This window comes from Elizabethkingia bruuniana (genome assembly GCF_002024805.1).
GTDB classification, from domain to species: domain Bacteria; phylum Bacteroidota; class Bacteroidia; order Flavobacteriales; family Weeksellaceae; genus Elizabethkingia; species Elizabethkingia bruuniana.
Genome location: NZ_CP014337.1, coordinates 3339781 through 3360796, shown reverse-complemented (window position 1 = coordinate 3360796; position 21016 = coordinate 3339781). Strand labels below are relative to the sequence as shown.

At 36.1% G+C, this 21016-nt stretch carries 21 protein-coding genes; 13 read left to right on the top strand and 8 right to left on the bottom strand.

Translation table 11 applies throughout. The features are described 5' to 3' along the window. Position 1: 1 nt before the first annotated feature. The 4 genes from AYC65_RS15700 to AYC65_RS15685 all read right to left on the bottom strand — a co-directional run bounded on the left by AYC65_RS15700 (position 2) and on the right by AYC65_RS15685 (position 2496). Complete coding sequence (locus tag AYC65_RS15700) at positions 2 to 577, bottom strand: DUF2975 domain-containing protein (RefSeq protein WP_034867916.1); 576 nt, start codon at positions 575 to 577, stop codon at positions 2 to 4. A 20-nt stretch (positions 578 to 597) separates the two neighbouring features. Continuing rightward, the gene (locus AYC65_RS15695) at positions 598 to 1194 is read right to left on the bottom strand and encodes a DUF2975 domain-containing protein (RefSeq protein WP_034867915.1); all 597 of its coding nucleotides are present in this window, start codon (positions 1192 to 1194) and stop codon (positions 598 to 600) included. 136 nt (positions 1195 to 1330) lie between these two features. Then, positions 1331 to 1951: a DUF937 domain-containing protein gene (locus AYC65_RS15690; protein WP_257788227.1), complete on the bottom strand. Its 621-nt coding sequence runs from the start codon at positions 1949 to 1951 to the stop codon at positions 1331 to 1333. A gap of 32 nt (positions 1952 to 1983) precedes the next feature. Further along, positions 1984 to 2496, bottom strand: a complete 513-nt coding sequence (locus tag AYC65_RS15685) for a DUF2480 family protein (protein WP_034867910.1) — start codon at positions 2494 to 2496, stop codon at positions 1984 to 1986. A gap of 140 nt (positions 2497 to 2636) precedes the next feature. Here AYC65_RS15685 and lpxB point away from each other — a divergent pair, with 140 nt between their 5' ends. The 10 genes from lpxB (at position 2637) to AYC65_RS15635 (ending at position 13979) form a co-directional block, all read left to right on the top strand. Next, positions 2637 to 3737, top strand: a complete 1101-nt coding sequence (gene lpxB, locus AYC65_RS15680; protein ID WP_034867908.1) for a lipid-A-disaccharide synthase — start codon at positions 2637 to 2639, stop codon at positions 3735 to 3737. A gap of 95 nt (positions 3738 to 3832) precedes the next feature. Beyond that, the gene (locus tag AYC65_RS15675; RefSeq protein ID WP_034867906.1) at positions 3833 to 5605 is read left to right on the top strand and encodes a ComEC/Rec2 family competence protein; all 1773 of its coding nucleotides are present in this window, start codon (positions 3833 to 3835) and stop codon (positions 5603 to 5605) included. Positions 5606 to 5714: 109 nt separating this feature from the next. Then, positions 5715 to 6377, top strand: coding sequence for a succinate dehydrogenase cytochrome b subunit (locus AYC65_RS15670; protein ID WP_034867904.1), 663 nt, complete (start codon positions 5715 to 5717; stop codon positions 6375 to 6377). A gap of 15 nt (positions 6378 to 6392) precedes the next feature. Further along, entirely contained in the window at positions 6393 to 8402 is a 2010-nt protein-coding gene (locus tag AYC65_RS15665; protein ID WP_034867902.1) for a fumarate reductase/succinate dehydrogenase flavoprotein subunit, read from the top strand. A gap of 23 nt (positions 8403 to 8425) precedes the next feature. Continuing rightward, positions 8426 to 9199 (top strand): succinate dehydrogenase/fumarate reductase iron-sulfur subunit, encoded by a 774-nt coding sequence (locus tag AYC65_RS15660; RefSeq protein WP_034867900.1) that lies wholly within the window; start codon positions 8426 to 8428, stop codon positions 9197 to 9199. Positions 9200 to 9373: 174 nt separating this feature from the next. Continuing rightward, the gene (locus AYC65_RS15655; protein WP_034867898.1) at positions 9374 to 9592 is read left to right on the top strand and encodes a hypothetical protein; all 219 of its coding nucleotides are present in this window, start codon (positions 9374 to 9376) and stop codon (positions 9590 to 9592) included. A gap of 331 nt (positions 9593 to 9923) precedes the next feature. Beyond that, complete coding sequence (locus tag AYC65_RS15650; protein WP_034867896.1) at positions 9924 to 11435, top strand: TlpA family protein disulfide reductase; 1512 nt, start codon at positions 9924 to 9926, stop codon at positions 11433 to 11435. 6 nt (positions 11436 to 11441) lie between these two features. After that, positions 11442 to 12854: a 23S rRNA (uracil(1939)-C(5))-methyltransferase RlmD gene (gene rlmD, locus AYC65_RS15645; protein WP_034867894.1), complete on the top strand. Its 1413-nt coding sequence runs from the start codon at positions 11442 to 11444 to the stop codon at positions 12852 to 12854. Beyond that, a complete protein-coding gene (locus AYC65_RS15640; RefSeq protein ID WP_034867891.1) occupies positions 12851 to 13339 on the top strand; it encodes a DUF6452 family protein in 489 nt (162 codons plus the stop codon). Before rlmD ends, AYC65_RS15640 begins: the two co-directional genes overlap by 4 nt. Further along, positions 13305 to 13979: a DUF6048 family protein gene (locus AYC65_RS15635; protein ID WP_034867888.1), complete on the top strand. Its 675-nt coding sequence runs from the start codon at positions 13305 to 13307 to the stop codon at positions 13977 to 13979. The genes AYC65_RS15640 and AYC65_RS15635 overlap by 35 nt, the downstream gene beginning before the upstream one ends. A 199-nt stretch (positions 13980 to 14178) precedes the next feature. Here the strand turns inward: AYC65_RS15635 and coaE are convergent, their stop codons facing one another. The 4 genes from coaE to ruvB all read right to left on the bottom strand — a co-directional run bounded on the left by coaE (position 14179) and on the right by ruvB (position 17441). Continuing rightward, entirely contained in the window at positions 14179 to 14781 is a 603-nt protein-coding gene (coaE, locus tag AYC65_RS15630; RefSeq protein WP_034867885.1) for a dephospho-CoA kinase, read from the bottom strand. 5 nt (positions 14782 to 14786) lie between these two features. Next, on the bottom strand, positions 14787 to 15653 hold the full coding sequence (locus AYC65_RS15625; protein ID WP_034867882.1) for an MBL fold metallo-hydrolase: 867 nt from the start codon (positions 15651 to 15653) through the stop codon (positions 14787 to 14789). A gap of 61 nt (positions 15654 to 15714) precedes the next feature. After that, positions 15715 to 16344, bottom strand: a complete 630-nt coding sequence (locus AYC65_RS15620) for an FMN-binding negative transcriptional regulator (RefSeq protein WP_034867880.1) — start codon at positions 16342 to 16344, stop codon at positions 15715 to 15717. Positions 16345 to 16418: 74 nt separating this feature from the next. After that, positions 16419 to 17441, bottom strand: coding sequence for a Holliday junction branch migration DNA helicase RuvB (gene ruvB, locus AYC65_RS15615; protein ID WP_034867879.1), 1023 nt, complete (start codon positions 17439 to 17441; stop codon positions 16419 to 16421). 77 nt (positions 17442 to 17518) lie between these two features. Between ruvB and hutI the strand changes: the two genes are divergently transcribed. The 3 genes from hutI to AYC65_RS15600 are packed head-to-tail and all read left to right on the top strand — an operon-like array spanning position 17519 to position 20982. Next, positions 17519 to 18742, top strand: a complete 1224-nt coding sequence (gene hutI, locus AYC65_RS15610) for an imidazolonepropionase (RefSeq protein ID WP_034867878.1) — start codon at positions 17519 to 17521, stop codon at positions 18740 to 18742. Between the two features lies 1 nt (position 18743). Further along, the gene (hutG, locus tag AYC65_RS15605; RefSeq protein WP_034868106.1) at positions 18744 to 19661 is read left to right on the top strand and encodes a formimidoylglutamase; all 918 of its coding nucleotides are present in this window, start codon (positions 18744 to 18746) and stop codon (positions 19659 to 19661) included. A 19-nt stretch (positions 19662 to 19680) separates the two neighbouring features. Next, complete coding sequence (locus AYC65_RS15600) at positions 19681 to 20982, top strand: aldehyde dehydrogenase family protein (RefSeq protein ID WP_052114632.1); 1302 nt, start codon at positions 19681 to 19683, stop codon at positions 20980 to 20982. The last annotated feature ends 34 nt before the right edge of the window (positions 20983 to 21016 follow it).

The window sequence follows — 21016 nt, the reverse complement described above, 5'->3', positions numbered from 1 at the left end:
TCTAAATAGTTAATTCATTTTCAGATTGTAAATCATATCCCTTTTTGAAAAATGCATAAGCAAATAAGGTGATGAAAAATACAAACAGGAAAGGTATTAGATGGGAGATTATTTTTGTAACTTCATTAAGCTTGACTTCTCCAAAGAAAAAAGTATAAATGAGTCCAAGAATAATGTTAAAGCCAAGAAATAATCTTGTCCATTTTAAAAGATTCAGGCTGAAAATATTCTCGCTGCTTAATGCTCCAAATATTTTTTTCAGACAGTAAAAATAAAATGCAAAACCAGCAAAACCAATTAAACCTTCAAAAAATAAACGGGAAGAAAAAACACCACTAAAGAAGTTTAAATCGATAAAAGGGTATTTTATGCTGAAAGTATTCTCCTGTATTCCGGTATATAACTTTATTCCGGTAGAAAAAGTACTAGCCATAAGCTTATTGTCACTAGTATTATTATAATAACAGATGGTATAGCCTAGTAAGAAATAAATAAGGTGTATAAAAAATAAAAAGAAGATAAATGTAATGCCCCAGTTGATATATCTGGCTAATGAATTTTTACCAATAATTTTCATGATTCTATGTTTTGGTGTATTTAGATTGTTAAATCGTTTTCAGATTGAAGTTTATATCCTTTTTTAAAGAATTCGGTAGTAAATGCTGCAATAATAGCAATGAATATGTAGGTGAAACTTGAAAAGAAAAGTGAGCCACTAAAGGGTATCTTAGATATAATTACCCAATTAATGATATATAGGGAGACGAAAACAAATATTGAGATGTAAAGTGTTTTTAGGAATCTGATAATTTCTTTACTGAATATATCTTCTTTACTTAGTGCCTTCGAAATCTTGTAACCATAGAAAAGAAATATGCTCCAGAAAATTCCGGCAATGGCATGATTGAAAAATGTGCCAAGAGTATAATTTCCTGTAAGCATTTGTTGATCTGAGAAAGGATATTTGAATCTGAAAAATAGATGATCGGGATTGGTTATTATTTTTTCAGCCCAATCAATAGAATGTCCGACATAAAAAGTTTCCGACAAAAAGCTGTTATTTGTCTTTAGATTGATATAAGTAATAGCAAATCCTATAAACTCATAAATGACATGGAAAGCAATAAATATAAAAAGTATCAGAAACAAATAACTTAAATATTTTGCCAGTGAATTCTTACCAATAATTTTCATGTTTAATATTTTGATTATATCGCAAATGTATAAATATTTATCGTAATACAATAAATATTTTTTCTTTAAAAATAAAAATTAGTGTAAATAAAAAAACCGGAACAAAGTCCCGGTTTGTATATGTGGTTAAGAATAATTACTTCCCGAATAAACCTCCTAAAAGACCTCCAAGGCCACCGCTTTGTCCTTGTTGTTGGTTTCCACCACCTAGAACACTTCCTAAAAGATCAGTGATTGGGTTTCCGGAAGAAGCTTTAGCATCATTTGTAGCATTTCCCATAATGCCTCCTAATAAGTCACCAAGACCGCCTGCTCCTGTATTGCTGGCTTGTTTTTGTTGCCCAATATATCCCATGATAATTGGTGCAAGCATTGCTAATGCCGGACCTATTTTATCCATAGAGATACCTGTACTTTGAGAAAGTTGGTTCTCAACGTTTTGTTTGTCACTTCCAAAAACGTGATTCAGGATAGAACTACCTTCATCTTGTCTGTTTAGAGCCTGACTTGGATCATTTAAAATGCTGCCATCATGATCTTTGTCTAGTGCATTATTTAGAGCCTCAGCGTCAGCTGTATTTTTAGATTTGTTTCTAAGATAAGATATTACTAAAGGAGCGGCTACTGCCAATAGTGCAATAATCTGACTTTTGCTGATTCCCATTTTGTTTTCAGCTTGTTCAGCAACCTGGTTGCCGGTGTTACCTGTAATAAGGTCTAATAAACTCATAGTGTTTTTATTTTGTTGTTTACTCAACGAATTTAAAAAAAATAATACGAGTTCGGCATTTATTTTTTGAAAATCGGAACATTACTGCAAGCCTCCCCAAACATTAAAGACTTTACAATAGGGCGAAGCTTTTCTACCAATTCTACATAGGCGTTTTCCGGAATGCTAAAATCAGAGCATCCTTTTACCAGAACTCTTTTGTCCTGCATTTCGGAAAAGTCATGTTGCTGAATTGCATCATGGAAAAGAAGTAATTCCAGTTCTTTTTGCGAGCCATAGACTACCTTTTTAGCAGAAGACATTAGTTTGTCTCCAAGAAGGAAATAAGCCCATAGCGGAACAATAGCATCTACAGAACAGTAGATGTATACATAACAGTCTTTATATGGCTCTGTATCCAGATCTGAAATCATTTGGCGAAAATCCTTTTCCTTCAAAATAAGCTCCTGAAAAAGGAAGTCTTTTATATCGATCCCTACTCTTTTTCCTTTGGGTTGCAGGCTTGCCAGGTCAAAATTAACTAGACTAGTGTTCTCAGCTACTTTATTGCGAATTTCAAATTCTTCTGACATTTTTTATTTTTATCTTTACACAAAATTAAGTCAAATTAATTTAGAAGAAAATAATACCAGATTTAGATACTGTCAATGAAGCATGAAGAATGCTTACGGAACAGGCATCTGAATGAATAACATCTAATAGCTGATTACCTTTGAAATATTACCTTATTGCCGGAGAGGCTTCCGGAGATTTACACGGTTCAAATCTTATGAAGTCCATTAAAAAGAAAGATACTGACGCAGAATTTAGGTTCTGGGGCGGGAATTTAATGGAAGCACAAGGCGGAACATTAGTGAAGCATTACCGTGATCTGGCATTTATGGGATTTGCTGAAGTTATTCAGAACCTTGGAACAATTCTGGGGAATATCAAGCTGTGTAAAAAAGATATTCAGGATTACAAACCCGATGTTTTGGTACTGATAGATTATCCGGGATTTAATTTACGTATTGCAAAATTTGCAAAATCACTAGGAATAAGAGTTGTTTATTATATCTCACCACAATTGTGGGCTTGGAAGGAAGGACGTGTAGAAATCATTAAGAAATATGTGGACGACATGCTGGTAATTCTGCCTTTCGAAAAAGATTTTTATAAAAAACATCAGGTAGATACTCATTTTGTTGGGCATCCACTACTAGATGCTATACATAATCTGCCAGATCTGGATACACAAAAATTCAGGACTGAAAATAACCTTACAGACAAAGAGATAATTGCTTTATTACCCGGTAGCCGAAAGCAGGAGGTGGAGAAGATGTTGGAAATTATGCTTTCTGTTCGGCCATTCTTTCCGGACTATCAGTTTGTAATTGCTGGAGCGCCTTCGTTGGAAAAAGAGTTTTATGAGCAGTATGTAGACGACCAGGTTCATTTCGTTTCTAATAAAACTTATGATCTCCTGAGATCTTCCAAAGCAGCTCTGGTAACTTCGGGAACTGCAACATTGGAAACAGCATTGTTAAATGTTCCGGAAGTTGTATGTTATCGTGGAAGCCAGATTTCTTATGAAATAGCTAAGCGACTTGTAAAGCACATAAAATATATTTGTTTGGTTAACCTTATTATGGATAAAGAAGTAGTAAAAGAGTTGATCCAGAAAGAGTTGACTACAGATAATCTTAAAAAAGAACTTTCTTTAATCCTTTCCGGATCGGACAGAGAACGGATTTTGGATGAATATTATATCCTTCGCGAGAGGCTTGGTGGTGCCGGAGCTTCAGATGAAGCAGCAAATATTATTGTTGAATAGTTTTATTTTCCTATATAACTTGCTTTTAATTTATTTTTTTAATTAAATTTAAGATTCGAATGTATTGAAACTAAGTTTAATTAAATTGATTGTTAATGAAAAAGCAGCCTGTTTTCTGTCTTTTCATTTCTTTCTCAATTGGAATTTTAGCCGGAGATGAATTTTCTGCAGACAAAAACGCTGCAGGATTCGTTATGCTTGTTGTTGTTTGTTCCTTGATTTCTTTTTGTTTTAAAAAGGGAAAAGCTATAGCATTTATGCTGTTCTTTATTTTTCTGGGGCAGCTTTCACATTCATTTAATTCACCGGATAAAAGCCTTCCTGACTTTAAAGGAAAGCTGGCTATTAATTTTCAGATTGTAAAAAAGCTTAACAGCACGGAAGAAAACAGACGTTATATTATATATGTATCTGCAATCGGCGGAGAAGAAAAGCTGGTGCGACCTTTTTATGCTGTTTATAGTTTGAAAAAGGATAGAAACGGATTAGATTTTACACATACTTATTCAGGAATTTACTATATCAATAAGATTAAACCTCCGCAGAACGATTACCAGTTCAATTATCAGAAATACATGTTGCGGAATAATGTGGCTTATCAGATCTATTCAAAAGAAGAACCTGTAGCTAGTCTAAAAAATACATTGTTGGCAGATAAAGTGAAGCAGATTCGTCTTGATGTTTTACAGCGTATTGATAATTCATCACTTTCCTCAGAGTCCAGAGATTTTCTGAAAGGTATCATCCTTGCGGATAGAACTGATATGGATGCAGGTGTATCATCAGATTTCACTAAAACGGGTCTTGTTCATTTTTTAGCAATTTCCGGAACGCATATGGTGATTATTTTCTGGTTATTAATGTTTGTTCTGAAAAGAAGCACTCCGTTAAAATTCAAAAATATCGCTGTCATAATAAGTTTAATATTAATATGGGTTTTCGCGGTATTCATAGATTATGGAAGTTCAGTTGTGAGATCCTGTCTTATGCTCACATTTTACTATGTTATGGTGCTTTTACAGCGAAAATCGGATTTATTACATTCCATGGCATTGTCTGGACTGATAATTTTGATAGCAGATACTCAGCAGTTGTTTGATATAGGTTTTCAATTAAGCTTTCTGGCGGTATTCGGAATTTATTGGTTAAACCGGCCTATATTAAACTGTCTGCCTAAAGCCCGAAATAATATTCATGATTTTTTTCTTCAGATAGTCAGTATTACACTTTCAGCACAATTGATAACCTTACCGCTTATTTTGTATTATTTCCATCAATTCTCTTTAGTTTCTGTTATTGCGAATCTGGTTGTAGTTCCGCTCTCAGAAATTATTATTGTCTTTTCCCTGTTAATGGTTTTCGTGTTGAACTTTTTTGGAGATGTTTTTGTGATTAATTTTCTTTATGACCAGCTAATTATTCATTTATTAAAAATCATCCATTTTTTTGCTCAGGCAGATTTTTTATTTTTTGAAGATATACCAATGTCTTTATCTGAAGTTATATTGCTTTTTGTGTTTCTGTATTTGCTGAGGTTTCTGATAAAAGAAAGAAGGAATAAGAGAGTGCTTCAGTTCTGTTTTGTAGTCTGTTTTTTCTTTTTGCTAAGACTAGGGTTAAATATTCATGCTTTTCATAAAGAAGAATTCTTGAGTCATCAGTATTTTAATCAGAAGATTTTTTCTGTCAGAAAAAATGACAAAGTTGTCTTCTTTTTTGCTGATAATCTGAATAAAAATAAGATTGAAAATTACTTAGTTAAGCCTTATGTCGTTTCCCGAAGAATTAAGAATTATGAAATTATTTATTTTAACACTAAGGAATTTGATCAGTTGAAATATAGAAATGAGATAAAATCTGTTAAATAATGTTAATTATTTAGATTCAATATAAACTAAGGTTTAATGATGAATCTCATTTACTACACGCACAAGAATTGTTAATTTTGTGAAATTAGAAAAATAATATAATTAGACTATGGCAGGATTGACATCTTCATCAATCGGGAGAAAATTCCTTATGGCTTTATCAGCGATGTTTTTGCTGATATTCCTTATTATGCACCTTTCTGTAAACCTTATTTCGGTTTTTAGTCAGGATGCCTTTAATGAGGCGTCTCATTTTATGGGATATAACCCGCTTGTACAGTTTTTAATGCAACCTATTTTAGGGTTTGCAGTAGTGTTTCACTTTGTAATGGGCTTTATTCTTGAGGCGAAGAATAACAAAGCACGTCCGGTAAAATACGGTTACAGCAACAATGGAGCTAATGCTACATGGGTATCCAGAAATATGATTATTTCAGGAGCAGTAATTTTAGCTTTCTTGGCATTACACCTTTACGATTTTTGGATTCATGAAATGGATTTCAAATATGTAAAGCATTTGTCACCAGAGCCTACGCGTTACTGGGAAGAGCTTCATCACAAATTTGCAGATCTGTGGAGAGTAGCGCTTTATGTAGTTTCATTTGTATTACTAGGTCTTCACTTATCTCATGGATTTCAGTCTTCTTTCCAATCGGTTGGGGCTAATCATCCAAAGTATTTACCAGCAATTAAAACTATCGGAAATGTTTACGCAGTAATCATTCCTTTAGGATTTATTTTTATTGCTATCTTTCATTATGTAACTCAATAACCAATAAATATTATTATGGGTTTAGATTCTAAAATTCCAGCGGGGCCATTGGCTGACAAATGGAAAAATCATAAAGATCACATGGAACTTGTTGCGCCAAACAACAGGGACAAAATTGATATTATTGTTGTAGGAACAGGTCTTGCGGGCGGTTCAGCAGCAGCAACTTTGGCAGAACAAGGCTATAACGTAAAAGCTTTTTGTTATCAGGATTCTCCAAGAAGAGCTCACTCTATTGCAGCTCAGGGAGGTATTAACGCAGCAAAAAATTATCAGAACGATGGTGACTCTGTCTATCGTTTGTTTTATGATACTATTAAAGGTGGTGACTACCGTGCAAGAGAAGCTAACGTATACCGTTTGGCTGAGGTTTCTGGTAACATCATAGACCAGTGTGTGTCCCAAGGGGTGCCATTTGGTAGAGAATATGGTGGTATGTTGGATAACCGTTCTTTTGGTGGGGTTCAGGTAAAAAGAACTTTCTATGCAAAAGGGCAAACAGGTCAGCAGCTTCTTTTAGGTGCTTACGCAGCAATGAGCCGTCAGATTGGTAAAGGTCGTATTAAAATGTACAACCGTCACGAGATGATGGAGCTGGTTATTGTAGACGGAAAAGCAAGAGGGATTATTGCAAGAAACTTGGTAACAGGAGAAATCGAAAGACATTCTGCTCACGCTGTAGTTGTTGCTTCCGGTGGTTATGGTAACGTTTACTTCCTTTCTACAAATGCAATGGGATCTAACGTTTCCGCTGCATGGAAAATTCACAAAAAAGGTGCTTACTTCGCAAACCCTTGCTACGTTCAGATTCACCCTACATGTATTCCGGTACATGGAACACAGCAGTCTAAACTAACGTTGATGTCTGAATCTCTAAGAAACTCAGGAAGAATCTGGGTGCCTAAAAAGATTGAAGATTCTATTGCTATCCGTGAAGGAAAGAAAAAGGCAAAAGATATTGCTGAAGAAGACAGAGATTACTATTTGGAGAGAAGATATCCTGCGTTTGGTAACTTAGTGCCGCGTGACGTTGCTTCACGTGCTGCTAAAGAAAGATGCGACGCTGGTTTCGGTATAGAAAATAATGATACTAAAGAAGGTGTATACTTAGATTTCTCTACGGAGATTATGAAGAAAGGTAAGGAGTCTGCTACTGAGCAGAATATCCACAATCCTTCTTCTGCACAAATCTATTCTTTAGGTAAAGCTTGGGTTGAAGAGAAATATGGTAACCTTTTCCAGATGTATGAAAAAATTACTGCGGATAATCCATATGAAACTCCAATGAAGATATATCCTGCTGTACACTATACAATGGGTGGTGTATGGGTAGATTATAACCTGATGTCTACTATTCCGGGATGTTTCGTTGTAGGTGAAGCTAACTTCTCCGATCACGGTGCAAACAGACTAGGGGCTTCTGCACTTATGCAAGGTCTTGCAGATGGTTATTTTGTATTGCCATATACAATTGCTAATTATCTTTCTGCAGATATCAGAACCGGTGCTATACCAACGAATACACCTGAATTTGATCAGGCTGAAACAGAAATTAAAAATAAAGTTGAATTCTTCCTTACCAATAAAGGAACTCATTCTGTAGATCATTTCCATAAGCAATTAGGAAACATTATGTGGAATAAAGTTGGTATGGGACGTACAGCTCAGGGACTTGAGGAAGCGATTAAAGAAATTGAAGAGGTAAGAAAAGATTTCTGGCAGAACGTAAGAGTTCCGGGAGATGCAGATAACCTGAATCCGGAATTAGAAAAAGCTTTCAGAGTTGCAGACTTCCTGGAACTAGGTCAGCTAATGGCAATTGATGCATTAAACAGAAATGAATCTTGTGGTGGTCACTTCCGTGAAGAGTATTCTACGCCAGATGGTGAGGCTCAGCGTGATGATGTGAACTACAAATATGTTGCTGCCTGGGAATACAAAGGAGCAGATATCAACCACGAGGTAATGCACAAAGAAGATCTTGTTTACGACAACATCGAAGTTAAAACAAGAAGTTACAAATAATCTCCAACCTTAAAATAAAAGTTATGAGTGAAAAAAAAGGTCTCAATCTTACACTGAAAATTTGGAGACAAAAAAATAATAAGACAAAAGGTCAGTTCGAAACCTATAAGATTTCAGACGTATCTACAGACAGTTCATTCCTTGAAATGTTAGATATTCTGAATGAAAATTTAATTAACGAAGGAAAAGACCCTATCGCTTTCGATCACGACTGTCGTGAAGGTATCTGTGGTATGTGTTCTCTATACATTAATGGTAGAGCGCATGGTCCTGATACAGGTATTACTACTTGTCAGCTGCATATGCGTCATTTTAAAGATGGCGAAACTATTCATATCGAGCCATGGAGAAGTGCTGCTTTTCCAGTAATCAAAGACTTGGTAGTAGACCGTTCTGCATTTGACAGAGTAATGGCTGCCGGTGGTTTTATTTCTGTAAATACTTCAGGTAGAACAACCGATGCTAACAATATCCCTGTACCAAAAGAAGATGCTGATAAGGCAATGGATGCTGCAGCATGTATCGGATGTGGAGCTTGTGTAGCAACTTGTAAAAATGGTTCTGCAATGTTATTTGTAGGTGCTAAAGTTTCTCAGTTTGCATTGTTACCACAAGGTAGAGTTGAAGCAAAACGTAGAGTACTTCACATGGTAAAACAAATGGACGAAGAAGGATTCGGTAACTGTTCTAATACAGGAGCTTGTGAGGTTGAATGTCCAAAAGGTATCTCTTTGGAGAACATTGCAAGAATGAACAGAGAATATCTAAGTGCTAACTTTACAACAGCTAATCACTAAGATTATAATCTCTTTATAAATAAAAGCCGCTTATTAGCGGCTTTTTTTATTTGTAAACCTTATCTGTATGGTAATGTTGGTTATTATTGATATGTTAAATTTTATATATTTTAATTATTTAATATTTAATAATAAATAATTATTTATAAATTAGTATTACCAAATCTAAACGTAATGGAAAATAAAAATTTAGAGACCAAATTGAATTTTGGCGGAAAAAAATTATCCTCTAAAGAACTGAACAGTATTGTTGGAGGCGGACTTCTAGGTAATATCATTGGAGGTCTTGACAAAGAGTTGAGTAAAATCGAACAGGAGCTGAAAAAAGTTCGTGACGGTATTATTGGTGGTATAGACAAAGTCATAGACGGCGTTATACCTCGTAAGCCTTAATTTCATTTTTTTTACCCATTTTTATTCAGTTCCAAGACTGAAGTTACTAAATTAGAACAGCCTTTAGCTGTTGGAGGAAATGAACAACTATCATCCTCGTATAAATATAACCGCTGAATTCAGCGGTTTTTTCTTTGATAACAAAACATAATAATGTCATTTTAAACCCGGAGCTGATTTTTTTTAGAGAATGATGCTGGAGAGAAAAATTTAATTTCAGTCTTAAAGCACACTGTGAAAACAGAAGTAAGCGTTAAATAATATTAAAAGATGACAAAATCAGGGATATATATGGAAAAAAGGTTATTTTTGCTTCTATTAAAATTTTGAGATGAAAAAACTATTATTAATAGTATTATGCACTTTATTTATAGTGTCTTGTTCAAACAAAAAGACTGTTGTTATCTCTGGTAAAGTTATCGGAGGCTCACCATTGGAAAGAATAGAAATTGTTGACATGTCAGGTGTCGCAACACTGCCTATCGCTAACTTTGGTGTAGATGCACAAGGAAATTTCTCTGATACAATCCAGATTCCTAAAAATGGTGTATATACACTTTCTTATGGAGGTAACTATGGTACCGTTTATTTAAAAGGTGGTGAGAATGTAAGGCTTTCTGGTAACAGCGCAGCTGGTTTCCCAAAAGTATTTACTGTTGAAGGAGATTCAAAAAACAATGTCTTTTTACAAAAGACACAAACTTATTTAGATAATTATTTTTCTAAAATTCAACAAGATATCATCACTCAGGATGAAACTAAATTCATAGATCAGCTGAAGAAATTCAGATCAGACTTGAATAAAGAAATGGATAACCTGGCGAAATCTACAGGTGCTGACAGTGATTTAGTAAAATGGAAAAAAGATGAACTAGATGTTAATCTTCTTTCTTTCTCCGGGAAATATATAGAGCTTCACGGACAGGTTACAGGAAAGCCTGATTATAAAGCAACTCAGAAGTTAAAAGATTATCAGAAAGAACTAAAAGGAGATGAAGATGCTAAAATCAAAATGTATCCTTCATACAGAGGTTATATGCTAAGTACTCTTGGTCAGGATTTCCAGGCTTATGCTATGAAAAACCAAAAGCCAGATGGTACTACAACTGAAATGTTCATTAACTATATCAAGGATAAAAAAGATTATTCTCAATTGGTTAAAGACTACCTGATTTCTTTTGTTGCAGGAATGGATATGCATCCACAACAAGCTAACTCAGAAAAATTAATGAAGTTATTAAATGATAACATTAAAGACTCTGAAGTTAAAACAGGATTGGAGAAAGTAGAAAAAGCTGTTTACGGTCTTAAAGTTGGTACAGCTGCACCATCAGTAGACTTTATTGATGTGAGTGGTAAAAAAGTACCTTCTTCTTCATTCAACGGAAAACCTACATTGATTATGTTCTATGCTTCTTGGAATCCATATATTGCAGAATCTGTAGTACCAATGCTTAAAGAAGTTACTAATGCTTATAAGAGTAAAGTAAACTTTGTATTCATTGATGTGGATGACAATGCAGCTCAATTTAAGAAAACAGCTGTAGCAATGCTAAGCGGAACTGAAGGACAGAAACTATATGCAAAAGGAGGTCTTAAATCTGAAATGGCACAAAAATATGCACTATACGGATTTAAATTGCCAAGCTTTGTAATCTTAGATAAAGATGGTAAAATAGCAAGCAAGAGTTTCATGAGTATGATGGAGCCTGACTTCAAAACTGCTTTAGATAAGGTATCCGGAATTACCGGACCAGCTATTGCGCCGCCACAAATGCAAATGCAGCCTGCACCAGCGCCTGTGGATTCAGCAAAAGTAAAGACAGAAGCGAAAGCTAAATAATATAAGATGCAGAAAAAAAAGAAGAATGTAATTCTTGAAAATATCAAACTCCTTTCAGCCGGTGCGAAAGGAGTTTCTGTTGGTAAAACAGAGGATGGTAAAACCATTTTGGTGAGTGGGGCTGTACCCGGAGATCTGGTAAACGCCCGTATGAAAAAGTCGAAAAAGAACTATATTGAAGCTGAAGCAATAGAGATTCTGGAGGAATCTCCTGACAGAGTAGATGCCAGATGTATGCATTTCAGTGTATGTGGAGGATGTAAATGGCAGAATCTTAGTTACGAAAAGCAATTAGAGTTTAAAGAGGATGAAGTACTGAACAACATCCGCAGAATTGGTGGTATTGATGGCTTTGAAGCTGTGCCTATTCTGGGATCTGCAGAACAGTATTTTTACAGAAATAAAATGGAATTTTCTTTTTCTAATGCACGTTGGCTTACATTAGAAGAAGTGAATTCTACCGAAGAAATAGCTGACAGAAATGCGTTAGGATTTCATATTCCGGGACAGTGGAGCAAGATTCTGGACCTGAAGGAGTGTTTCCTGCAAGAAGATCCATCCAACAATATTCGTCTTGCTGTAAAAGAATATGCCGAGGAAAATAACCTTGAATTCTTTGATGTAAGAAATCAGGAAGGCTTTCTTCGTACGTTAATGATGCGTCAGAACTCTAAAGGAGAATGGATGGTTTTATTCCAGCTTTTTGAAGAGAACGAAACAGAGCGTGTAAAGCTTCTTGATTACTTATTACAGAAGTTTCCACAAATCCATACATTGCTTTATGCTATTAATCCAAAAGGAAATGATAGTATCTATGACCTGGATATTCAGACTTACTACGGAGAAGGATTTTTGTATGAAGAAATGGATGGGCTTAGATTTAAAATAGGACCAAAATCATTTTTCCAGACCAACTATAAGCAAGCTTTGGAATTGTACCGTAAGACCCTTGAATTTGCTGATCTGAAAGGAGATGAAGTTGTATACGATCTTTATACAGGTACAGGTACTATTGCACAATATGTTGCCCGTAATGCAAAGCAAGTAATCGGTATAGAAGCGGTACAGGAGGCGATAGATGCAGCTAAAGAGCATGCGGAACTGAATGGCCTTACCAATTGTACATTCTACTGTGGAGATATGAAAGATATCTTCAATCAGGAATTTTTAGAATCTCACCCTAAGGCAGATGTTTTAATTACTGACCCGCCAAGAGATGGTATGCATGCTAAGGTTGTAGAGCAGATACTTAATCTGTCACCAGAGAAAATTGTATATGTAAGCTGTAATTCTGCAACGCAGGCCAGAGATTTGGCTATGTTAAAAGAACATTATAACTTAGTGAAGGTTTTGCCGGTAGACATGTTCCCGCAGACCCATCACGTAGAGAATATAGCACTGCTTATTAAAAAATCATGAAGTATATAAAGTTTATATTTTGCTTTGTTCCATTGTTGCTGGCTGTAGTAGCCTGTAATCAGGAAGATGATATATGTACTGAGGGAGGTTCTCCTAAGATGAAAGTAAAGTTTAAAAGAGCTGCAGATGGTAAGCTTGCCAAGATGGACAGCCTTACAGTCCGTATCCTATGGGGTACAGATACCCTAATGGTAGCGAATAACTCCAAAGCGGTAGATTCGGTAATGATACCGCTGAAAGTTACCGGAGACGGCTTTACGGATATTCTGGTTCAAACCAACCCAAAATCAAAAACAGAAATCTCTAAAATCAAGGTAAAGTATACTGAATCTTCAGAATATGTTTCACCAGGATGCGGAATCAGAAAATTGTATGATAATCTTACAGTATCACCAGTTGAAGGACTAAATCCGGTGAAAAGTGTCGACATTAACTCTAATCAAATTCATAATGAAGTTAAGACTGTTCTATACTTTAATTTTTAGTCTTTTTATTTCCTTAAGCTTTGCGCAGGAGAAGAAAAAGATAAGCAGTGATACCCTTGCTGCTAAGAAATGGAAATATAAGCCGAATGTAATGATTGGAGTAGATGTGCTTCACTTAGGGCTAATGGCTTTTACCGATCAGAAATTATTCCAGGCTTTTGCTACATCACGTATACAACCAAGGCTTCACTTGGTAGCTGATGTAGGTTATGAAAAGAATAAGTATGACAAAAACGGATACGATGTATCAGCAAAAGGATTGTTCGTTAAAGCCGGAACATTATACATGCTAAGTCCGGACCCTGAAAATAAACAAAACGGATTTTATGCCGGCGGAAAGGTAGCAGCATCTTTTTATCAGCAGGAAATGAGATCGATCCCAACCAGAGGATATCAGGGACACGATTCTTATGCGTCATTTCCGACATCATCTCAATCTGCTTATTGGCTGGAAGGAGCTATTGGAGGAAGGGTAGAGCTTTTCCATTCTAATTTCTATATAGATGCACAAGTACAGCCAAAATACATGATTTATACAACGAAACAAGAAAATATAACTCCAATGGTAATTCCGGGATTCGGAACCGATGCCAATAAGTTCAAACTTGGCTTTATGTGGAGTGTAGCTTACCTGTTTTAACATAAAAAGCCTCCTTTTCAGGAGGCTTCCAATCACTTATTACTTAAACATTTTAATCTACTCATCAATTGTGAGCTAAAACAAAATGCTTCCAAAAATAATAAAAAAAATAATATGAATTTTTTAATATTCAATATTATTTTACCAAAGTTTTTTATATGTATGAAAATTAGAAAACCCTTGTAGAAAGGGTTTAGTTCTAAATTTTATGCAAATCGTTAATAAGAGATGTCATAATTTTTTCGGTACTCAAACGAAGGTGTTGCATATCCGAATTATTTTCAATGACATAATCTGCAAGCCGTATTTTCTTTCTTTCCGGCATTTGATTATCTATTACTTTTTCTACTTCACGATAGGTTTTTGAATCCCTGTCCATCACCCTTTTTATTCTTATACTTTCATCAGCTGTTACCAGCAAACTTTTGTCACACTGCAAGTTTAATTTCAGCTCAAAAAGTAGTGCTGTTTCTTTAAAGATAATTTCACGGGATTGTCTCTTTACCCAGTCATGAAAATCTTTATTAACGGCAGGATGAATAATTGCATTCAGCTGTTTTAGCAATTCATCATTACTAAAAACTATAGACCCGACATATTTTCGGTCATAGAGCCCATTTTCGTCATAAGCTTGTGATCCTAATAGCTGAATAATAGCTGCTTTTAGATCATGACTTTCATTCACCAGATCTTTTGCTCTTGTATCCGAATTATAAACAGGATATCCCATCTCTTCTATGAAACGAGCTACAGTTGTTTTTCCGGAACCGATACCGCCTGTAAGGCCAATGATTTTATGCATATTTATTAATATCCGAATATATCATTGAACTTATGAATTTCATCTAAGCGAGGCCCTTTTTCTGTCATTTTTAGTGTTGCCAGCTCGTTATGAGCATCGTGTTCGAAGAATAGAATATACTCATTATCCACAGCCTGCTTCAGGAATTTTTCTTTTTCAGATACTGTTAAAAGAGGACGTGTATCATAACCCATTACATATACTAACGGAATATGACCTACAGTTGGAATAAGGTCTGCTGCGAAAACAATTGTTTTTTCCTGATATTTGATCACCGGTAACATTTGTTTTTCAGTATGACCGTCCACAAAAATAATATCCATTTTAAGGTCAGGCGCAAATCCGTAGTTACCCGTTGTAGGTAAAGGCACAAAATTAAGCTGGCCGCTTTCTTGGATAGGAAGTATGTTTTCCTTCAAAAAGCTTGCTTTCTCTCTTGGGTTGGGTTCTGTAGCCCATTCCCAGTGGCTTTCATTACTCCAGTATCTGGCATTTTTAAATGCAGTACGGTAGCCGCTTCTGTCATCATTCCATTCTATAGAGCCTCCACAATGATCGAAGTGCAAATGGGTAAGAAATACATCGGTAATATCGTCTTTAACAAAGCCATATTTTGCCAAAGATTTGTCTAAAGTAGCATCTCCCCACAGGTCGTAATGCCCAAAGAATTTGTCGTCCTGCTTATTACCAAGACCATTATCGATAAGAATAAGGTTTTTTCCGTCTTCAATCAGCAAACAACGCATACCAAGATCGATAAGATTTTTGCTGTCCGCAGGATTTGTTTTTTGCCAGATAGATTTCGGAACAACACCAAACATAGCACCGCCGTCCAATTTGAAATTTCCGGTTTCTATAGGATATAGTTTCATAAAGAATCTTTTGGGTTAAGATAGTAATTTTTCCGGAGATGACCGGTACTTATTGATCTTTTTATACTTCCTGATCTTTGTCAGCCGCTACTTTTAGCATTTTATCTGCAATAATCTTAGCATTGTTATCACCGGAATCCTGTAGGTTTTCGATGATCATATCAAGGTTCTTTTTATTGCGATTCTGAGAGAGTTTGCTTTTAATGAAGATTTCGTCCGGAATAATATTCATCCCAAAGGCTCCTTTCATTTCTTTCCTTACAAACTCATCTCCCATATTCTGAACATACATTGGGCACTTCTGGTATTTCTCATATTTAATCGTCAGCTTCTCCAGATGTTTGTAGAGCTCTTCATCGGTCATTATTCTTATTGTACCGCGAACCTGTACTGCTTCATAATTCCATGTTGAAACATTTATATGATCGTACCAGGAGGACGAAATATAGGTATGCGCACCAAGAAAATCACATAGCACCTGATCTCCGTCTTTCAGAGCTTTAGCCTGAAAATTGGCTTTAGAAATATGGGTTTCCAGTATAAAATCCTCATTGGTGCCACTCATCAAAAACATAGAATGGGTAGCAAACAGTTTTTCTTTGGAAGAGATCAGAAGACCAAAGGAATGATTACTAATAATCTCCTCTAGCAAATCAAAATCCTCACTTTTATAGAGTTTAGGAATATGCATGTATATAAGTTTTTATCTGAAACAATAGATTTTAGCAAAGTCCTCAGGAGACAATGCTACACTATAAAGATAAATTAAAAAAGCTCGTCCGGCCTCTTAGGCTTGGCCATATTTAAATGCTTGTAGGCTTTATCTGTTACTTCACGCCCTCTCGGAGTTCGGATAATAAAGCCTTCCTGAATAAGAAAAGGTTCATATACTTCCTCCAGTGTTTCCGGATTTTCTCCAATTGAAGTAGCCAAAGCACTGATGCCAACGGGACGTGCCTTAAAGTTTTCGATCATGGTTCTCAATATCTTGTTGTCCATTTCATCAAGTCCATATTCATCAACTTTTAATGCATTTAGAGCAAATTTGGTAATTTCAATTTCAATATCCCCGTTGCCTTTTATTTCTGCAAAATCACGTACTCTTCTCAGCAAAGCATTAGCAATTCTGGGTGTACCACGACTTCTTCTAGCAATTTCTATAGAAGCATCTTCATAGATTTTGATGCCCATAACCCTTGCGCTTCTCTGTATAATAGTAGAAAGCAATTCGATGTTATAATATTCCAGTCTGGATTGGATACCAAATCTGGCAAGTAATGGCTTTGTTAGCATACCGGAACGCGTAGTTGCACCTACCAGTGTAAAAGGGTTTAGTCCTATCTGTACTGAACGCGCATTGGGACCGGTTTCCAGCATAATATCTATCTTAAAATCTTCCATTGCAGAATACAGATATTCTTCGACGACTGGGGATAGTCTATGGATTTCATCGATAAACAATACATCATTCTCTTCCAGGTTTGTCAGTAATCCTGCAAGATTTGCAGGTTTATCCAATACCGGACCAGAAGTCAGTTTGCAGTTAACACCAAGTTCATTGGCAATAATGTGTGCTAAAGTAGTTTTTCCTAATCCCGGCGGGCCGTGTAATAAGACATGATCCAGAGAACTGTTTCTGGATTTGGCTGCCGCAACAAAGATTTCCAGATTTTCCAATGTCTGGCGCTGCCCTGCAAAATCTCTGAAACTTTGCGGACGAATATGATCCTCCTGAAAAAGCTCATCATCGGAAAAATTCTCTTTATCGGGGTGAAGGAAGTTAGGCATAACTAAATTTGTGTAGAGTCAAATTTATAAAAAAATAAAGCGCAATCAAATTTCTATTTTTATCGTAAATTAGTGAGATGAAAATAATCGGACCTTTTAAGCAAGTAGTAACACTTGCCAACTTACCTCTACGAGGTAGTTTAAAAGATGAACAGCTGGAAATTATAGAGAACGCCGGGATATTAATTGAGTCATGTAAAATCGTTAAAGTTGACAATTTTGAAACTTTAAGAAAAGAATTTCCAAATGTTACTTTGGAAGAAACGGAAGGAGAGCAAATTGCTATGCCTGCATTTACAGACTGTCATACACATATCTGCTTTGCAGGAAATCGTGCTAATGATTTCTCTATGCGTAATGCCGGAAAAACATATCTGGAGATTGCAGAATCCGGTGGTGGGATTTGGAGCTCGGTAAAGCATACCCGTGAAGCAACGGAAGAAGAGCTGCATAAAACACTTTGCGTTAGAATAGATGACCTTGTTCGTCAGGGAATTACAACAATAGAGATTAAAAGTGGCTATGGGCTAAAGCTTGATTGTGAGCTTAAAATGCTGAGAGCAATTAACCATGCTAAAGAAAAGACACCAGCGAAGCTTATACCTACGTGCCTTGCAGCACATATGAAGCCTAAGGATTTCAACGGAGATTCAGAAGAATACCTTAATTATGTATTAGAATACGTCTTGCCTGTGGTTCAGGAAGAACATCTGGCAGAAAGGGTAGATATATTTATTGAGAAATCTGCTTTTCAGCCGGAAGAGAGCAAGGCATTCTTACAAAAGGCAAAAGCAATGGGCTTTGAAATCACAGTTCATGCGGATCAATTTACGCCAGGAAGTTCGCGTGTTGCTGTAGAATGTGGTGCTAAGTCTGCTGATCATTTAGAAGCAACTTCTGATGAAGATATAGATTATTTAGCAAAATCAAATACTGTTGCAGTGGCACTTCCGGGGGCAAGTATAGGCCTGGGAGATTCTTTTGCTCCGGCCCGTAAAATATTAGATGCCGGCGGAATATTAGCTATCGCTACAGACTGGAATCCTGGCTCAGCACCAATGGGTAAGCTGGTTACACAAGCTTCGATTCTGGCAACATTCCAAAAGTTATCCACAGCAGAAGTTTTAGCGGGGATAACATTCAGATCGGCTTATGCTTTAGGCTTTGAAGACCGTGGCGTATTATCCGAAGGAAAAAGAGCGGACATGGTTTGCTTTAAAACAGATAACTATCAGAATGTATTATACAGACAAGGTGCATTAGAGCCATGTGCTGTTTACATCAAAGGAGAAAAATACTAATATGGAAAGAATCTGGTCCGGCCGTTTTGATGGTGAAGACTTATTAAGCAGAAGGCTTTTTCAGGCAGTTGAAGATAAAATAGATTATAAAGAGATAGTAGATAACAGCTATTTTCTACATGGCTTTGCAGTAGATGAAGGCGTGAAAAGAAATAAAGGCAGGGTAGGAGCAGCAGCGGCACCCAATGTTATCCGAAAGAATATGAGTAATTTTCCGGTGGTATCACCAAGTTTCAGACTTTTTGACTTCGGGGATATATACTGTCCGGATGAAAATCTGGAAAAAACACAACAAAGTTTGGCAGATGTTGTAGCCAGTGGATTGCTAAATAATGGTAAAAGCATTGTATTAGGCGGCGGACACGAAGTTACTTATGCACATTATTCAGGCATAAAAAAAGCTTTTCCGACTAAGAAAATTGGGATTATTAATTTTGATGCTCATTTTGATAACAGAGAACCGGAAAATAATTTAGCTTCATCCGGAACAGGGTTCTGGCAGATTGCTAATGAAGGAGAAATCCACTCTATGCATATTGGAATTCAAAGGAATAGTAATACTCTGAAATTATTCGATACTGCGCACCAGTATGGGATGAAATATATTCTTGCAGATGAACTCTTCTTCGAAAATCTTCCACAGTTATATCCAAGGATAGATGAATTCCTGGACGGAATAGATGTACTGTATGTTACGATATGTATGGATGTTTTCAATGCATCTATCGCACCTGGAGTAAGTGCTTCGGCCTATAACGGAATTTTTACGGATCAGGCATTTATGCTGTTATACAGGCATATTTTGCGGAATAATAAATTAAAAGCTTTAGATGTTGCTGAAGTAAATCCTGCCTATGATATTCAGGACAGAACAGCGCGGCTGGCGGCATCTTTAGTAAATGAATGGTTAATGATATAGAAAATATATAAAACAGAAAATGCTTACAACAGAACAAATTGAGAATAAGTTGCTGGAAGCTGATAAAGCTTTTGGAGAATGGAGAAAGGTAACTTTTGAGGAAAAGCAGGAATTGTTGGCGAAAGCAGCACAGCTGCTGTTAGATAAATCCGAAGAATACGGAAAGATCATCACACGTGAGATGAATAAGCCTATTTCTCAGTCTATTGCTGAGATCGAGAAATGTGCTTTGATGATGAATTATTATGCGAAAGCAGAGAATATATTAAAGCCGGAAGAAGTAAAAACTAAATTCAATGTGTGTGAAGTTCATCATACGCCAATGGGAGTTATACTAGGTGTAATGCCATGGAATTATCCTTTCTGGCAGGTGCTTCGTTTTGCTGTTCCCGCACTACTGGCAGGAAATACAGTTGTGGTAAAACATGCTTCGATCTGTTTTGAAAGTGGGAATACGATAGAGAAAATATTAACAGAAGCAGGATTTCCTAAAGGAGTATTCCTGAATCTGGAATCCGGACATAAAGAAATTAAGGGGATCATAGAGAACCCTGTAATACAAGGAGTAAGTCTTACCGGAAGCGAACCTGCCGGAGCATCTGTTGCTTCTATTGCAGGTACAAATATTAAGAAATCAGTTTTAGAATTGGGCGGAAGCGATGCTTTTATTATTCTTGAAGATGCTGATTTTGATAAAGCAGCAAGAGTAGGAGCGGAGTCAAGGCTTCAGAATTGTGGACAGACTTGTGTAGCAGCAAAAAGATTTATTATCCATCAGAATGCTGAGAACGAATTCCTTCCTAAGTTTATTGAAGAATTCAAAAAGTATGTTCCGGGAGATCCTAACGATAAAGAAACTAAACTTTCTGCAATGGCTCGTAAAGATTTAGCCGATGATTTGGAAGCTCAATATAAAAAAGCACTGGATAATGGAGCAGAGCCAATAGTTCCGTTAGAAAGAATCTCGGATATTGTTTTTAAACCAGGATTAATGAGAGTGAATGAAGGTAATCCTATTCTGGAAGAAGAGCTTTTTGGCCCGTTAGGAATGGTATTAATAGCAAAGAGTGATGACGAATGTTTGCGACTGGCAAATAATACCAGATTTGGATTAGGGAACTCAATCTGGACAAAGAATAAAGAGAAAGCTTTCTTTTTTGCTGAAAATCTGGAATCCGGAGCTGTAGGCGTTAATGAAATGACTAAATCTATGCCTGATATGCCTTTGGGAGGTGCTAAACGTTCAGGATATGGCACAGAACTATCCTTATTTGCACTAAAAGAATTTACAATTCCTAAAAGTATTATAGGAACACTTTAATAAAATAAAAACCGACAGTCAGCTGTCGGTTTTT

Coding starts and splice junctions, on each gene's coding strand:
- AYC65_RS15700 (WP_034867916.1), bottom strand. CDS start 577: ATGAAAATTATTGGTAAAAATTCATTAGCCAGATATATCAACTGGGGC.
- AYC65_RS15695 (WP_034867915.1), bottom strand. CDS start 1,194: ATGAAAATTATTGGTAAGAATTCACTGGCAAAATATTTAAGTTATTTG.
- AYC65_RS15685 (WP_034867910.1), bottom strand. CDS start 2,496: ATGTCAGAAGAATTTGAAATTCGCAATAAAGTAGCTGAGAACACTAGT.
- AYC65_RS15675 (WP_034867906.1), top strand. CDS start 3,833: ATGAAAAAGCAGCCTGTTTTCTGTCTTTTCATTTCTTTCTCAATTGGA.
- AYC65_RS15670 (WP_034867904.1), top strand. CDS start 5,715: ATGGCAGGATTGACATCTTCATCAATCGGGAGAAAATTCCTTATGGCT.
- AYC65_RS15665 (WP_034867902.1), top strand. CDS start 6,393: ATGGGTTTAGATTCTAAAATTCCAGCGGGGCCATTGGCTGACAAATGG.
- AYC65_RS15660 (WP_034867900.1), top strand. CDS start 8,426: ATGAGTGAAAAAAAAGGTCTCAATCTTACACTGAAAATTTGGAGACAA.
- AYC65_RS15655 (WP_034867898.1), top strand. CDS start 9,374: ATGGAAAATAAAAATTTAGAGACCAAATTGAATTTTGGCGGAAAAAAA.
- AYC65_RS15650 (WP_034867896.1), top strand. CDS start 9,924: ATGAAAAAACTATTATTAATAGTATTATGCACTTTATTTATAGTGTCT.
- rlmD (WP_034867894.1), top strand. CDS start 11,442: ATGCAGAAAAAAAAGAAGAATGTAATTCTTGAAAATATCAAACTCCTT.
- AYC65_RS15640 (WP_034867891.1), top strand. CDS start 12,851: ATGAAGTATATAAAGTTTATATTTTGCTTTGTTCCATTGTTGCTGGCT.
- AYC65_RS15635 (WP_034867888.1), top strand. CDS start 13,305: ATGAAGTTAAGACTGTTCTATACTTTAATTTTTAGTCTTTTTATTTCC.
- coaE (WP_034867885.1), bottom strand. CDS start 14,781: ATGCATAAAATCATTGGCCTTACAGGCGGTATCGGTTCCGGAAAAACA.
- AYC65_RS15625 (WP_034867882.1), bottom strand. CDS start 15,653: ATGAAACTATATCCTATAGAAACCGGAAATTTCAAATTGGACGGCGGT.
- AYC65_RS15620 (WP_034867880.1), bottom strand. CDS start 16,344: ATGCATATTCCTAAACTCTATAAAAGTGAGGATTTTGATTTGCTAGAG.
- ruvB (WP_034867879.1), bottom strand. CDS start 17,441: ATGCCTAACTTCCTTCACCCCGATAAAGAGAATTTTTCCGATGATGAG.
- hutI (WP_034867878.1), top strand. CDS start 17,519: ATGAAAATAATCGGACCTTTTAAGCAAGTAGTAACACTTGCCAACTTA.
- hutG (WP_034868106.1), top strand. CDS start 18,744: ATGGAAAGAATCTGGTCCGGCCGTTTTGATGGTGAAGACTTATTAAGC.
- AYC65_RS15600 (WP_052114632.1), top strand. CDS start 19,681: ATGCTTACAACAGAACAAATTGAGAATAAGTTGCTGGAAGCTGATAAA.